At 50.8% G+C, this 2,336-nt stretch carries 1 rRNA gene; it reads right to left on the bottom strand.

Annotated features, from left to right (window positions below):
- Nucleotides 1-36 precede the first annotated feature (36 nt).
- A 23S ribosomal RNA gene (locus FTT87_RS15705) occupies nucleotides 37-2,336 on the bottom strand; the annotation flags it as partial.

Here is a 2,336-nt window from a genome sequence, read left to right as displayed (position 1 = left end):
AATTGATGCTTTATACAACAACTGTTTGGGTGTTGTATAGTCAAGCCTCACGAGCAATTAGTATTGGTCAGCTTCACATATCACTATGCTTCCACATCCAACCTATCAACGTCGTAGTCTTCAACGGCTCTTTAGGAGACATAAAGTCTCGGGGAAATCTTATCTTGAGGTAGGCTTCCCGCTTAGATGCTTTCAGCGGTTATCCCTTCCGAACATAGCTACCCGGCGATGCGACTGGCGTCACAACCGGTACACCAGAGGTTCGTCCACTCTGGTCCTCTCGTACTAGGAGCAGATCCTCTCAAATTTCCAACGCCCACGGTAGATAGGGACCGAACTGTCTCACGACGTTCTAAACCCAGCTCGCGTACCTCTTTAAATGGCGAACAGCCATACCCTTGGGACCTGCTTCAGCCCCAGGATGAGATGAGCCGACATCGAGGTGCCAAACACCGCCGTCGATATGAACTCTTGGGCGGTATCAGCCTGTTATCCCCAGAGTACCTTTTATCCGTTGAGCGATGGCCCTTCCATACAGAACCACCGGATCACTAAGACCTACTTTCGTACCTGCTCGACTTGTGGGTCTCGCAGTTAAGCGCGCTTTTGCCTTTATACTCTACGCGTGATTTCCGACCACGCTGAGCGCACCTTCGTACTCCTCCGTTACTCTTTAGGAGGAGACCGCCCCAGTCAAACTACCCACCAGACATGGTCCTCGTCCCGGATAACGGGACAGAGTTAGAACCTCAATATTACCAGGGTGGTATTTCAAGATTGGCTCCACTAGGACTAGCGTCCCAGCTTCAAAGCCTCCCACCTATCCTACACAAGTAAGATCAAAGTTCAATGTCAAGCTGCAGTAAAGGTTCACGGGGTCTTTCCGTCTAGCCGCGGGTACACCGCATCTTCACGGCGATTTCGATTTCACTGAGCCTCTGCTGGAGACAGCGCCCCCATCATTATGCCATTCGTGCAGGTCGGAACTTACCCGACAAGGAATTTCGCTACCTTAGGACCGTTATAGTTACGGCCGCCGTTTACTGGGGCTTCGATCAAGAGCTTCGCTTACGCTAACCCCATCAATTAACCTTCCAGCACCGGGCAGGCATCACACCCTATACGTCCACTTTCGTGTTTGCAGAGTGCTATGTTTTTAATAAACAGTTGCAGGGGCCTGGTTTCTGTGGCTGCTCTCAGCTCAGGAAGCAAGTTCCATCACCAAAAGCAGCGTACCTTCTCCCGAAGTTACGGTACCATTTTGCCTAGTTCCTTCAGCAGAGTTCTCTCAAGCGCTTTGGTCTACTCGACCTGACCACCTGTGTCGGTTTCGGGTACGATTCCAGTGTAACTGAAGCTTAGAGACTTTTCCTGGAAGTATGGTATCAGCCACTTCACTGTACAAGTACAGCTTGCTATCAGATCTCAGCATAGAGCACCCCGGATTTGCCTAAGATGCATGCCTACTTCCTTCCACCTGGACAACCAACGCCAGGCTGACTTAACCTTCTCCGTCCTCTCATCGCATTACACTGAAGTATTGGAATATTAACCAATTTCCCATCGACTACGCCTTTCGGCCTCGCCTTAGGGGTCGACTCACCCAGCCCCGATTAACGTTGGACTGGAACCCTTGGTCTTTCAGCGAGCGGGTTTTTCACCCGCTTTGTCGTTACTCACGTCAGCATTCGCACTTCTGATACCTCCAGCAGACTTCTCAATCCACCTTCATCGGCTTACAGAACGCTCCCCTACCACGTATACAAAGTATACATCCGCAGCTTCGGCACATAGTTTTAGCCCCGTTACATCTTCCGCGCAGGCCGACTCGACTAGTGAGCTATTACGCTTTCTTTAAAGGGTGGCTGCTTCTAAGCCAACCTCCTAGCTGTCTATGCCTTCCCACATCGTTTCCCACTTAACTATGATTTTGGGGCCTTAGCTGGCGGTCTGGATTGTTTTCCTCTTGACTACGGACGTTAGCACCCGCAGTCTGTCTCCCGGATAGTACTCATTGGTATTCGGAGTTTGCATCGGTTTGGTAAGTCGGGATGACCCCCTAGCCGAAACAGTGCTCTACCCCCAATGGTATTCGTCCGAGGCGCTACCTAAATAGCTTTCGGGGAGAACCAGCTATCACCGAGTTTGATTAGCCTTTCACCCCTATCCACAAGTCATCCCCTGGCTTTTCAACGACAGTGGGTTCGGTCCTCCAGTCAGTGTTACCTAACCTTCAACCTGCTCATGGATAGATCACCCGGTTTCGGGTCTATACCCAGCAACTAAACGCCCTATTAAGACTCGATTTCTCTACGGCTCCCCTATTCGGTTAACCT

Source organism: Acinetobacter sp. YH01022 (genome assembly GCF_013420235.1).
Lineage (GTDB): Bacteria > Pseudomonadota > Gammaproteobacteria > Pseudomonadales > Moraxellaceae > Acinetobacter.
The sequence above is the reverse complement of the archived record's forward strand: the minus strand, read 5'-3'. Positions and strand labels throughout refer to the sequence as shown.